Raw genomic sequence first — 844 nt, forward strand, 5'->3', positions numbered from 1 at the left:
CGGTGTTGGAGTAGCGCTGGTTGTAGAACAGCGTCTGCCACTGGCGGACCATGCCGAGGGAGCCGTTGTTGATGACGGCGACCTTGATCGGGATGCCGTTGAGGGCGCAGGTGACGAGTTCCTGGTTGGTCATCTGGAAGCAGCCGTCGCCGTCGATGGCCCACACCGGGGTCTCCGGGCGGCCGGCCTTGGCGCCCATGGCGGCGGGGACGGCGTAGCCCATGGTGCCGGCGCCGCCGGAGTTGAGCCAGGTGCCGGGCTTCTCGAAGCGGATGAACTGCGAGCTCCACATCTGGTGCTGGCCGACGCCGGCGGCGTAGATGGCGTCGGGGCCGACCTTCTGGCCGATGCGCTCGATGACCTGCTGGGGGGAGAGCCGGCCGGCGGGGGCGGGTTCGTGGCCCAGCGGGTAGGTGCGCTTCCACTGGTCGAGCTTGTCCCACCAGTCGGCGTAGTCGCCCTTGTGGCCGGCGTCGAACTCGGCCTGGACGGCGACGATCAGGTCGGCGAGGACCTCCCGGGCGTCGCCGACGATCGGGACGTCGGCGGGGCGGTTCTTGCCGATCTCGGCGGGGTCGATGTCGGCGTGGACGACCTTGGCGTGCGGGGCGAAGCTGTCGAGCCGGCCGGTGACGCGGTCGTCGAAGCGGGCGCCGAGGGTGAACAGCAGGTCCGACTTCTGCAGCGCGGTGACGGCCGGGACCGAGCCGTGCATGCCGGGCATGCCCAGGTGCTGCGGGTGGCTGTCCGGGAAGGCGCCCAGCGCCATCAGCGTGGTGACCACCGGCGCGCCGGTCAGCTCGGCCAGGATCCGCAGCTCGGCGGTGGCCTGCGCCTTGATCAC

Annotated in this window: 1 protein-coding gene; it reads right to left on the reverse strand. The window is 71.2% G+C overall.

The window, feature by feature from the left end:
• The coding region (locus tag VM95_RS37780; protein ID WP_045706048.1) for a thiamine pyrophosphate-dependent enzyme at positions 1-844 on the reverse strand (844 nt) is incomplete at both ends.

Source organism: Streptomyces rubellomurinus, from assembly GCF_000961885.1.
Taxonomy (GTDB): domain Bacteria; phylum Actinomycetota; class Actinomycetes; order Streptomycetales; family Streptomycetaceae; genus Kitasatospora; species Kitasatospora rubellomurina.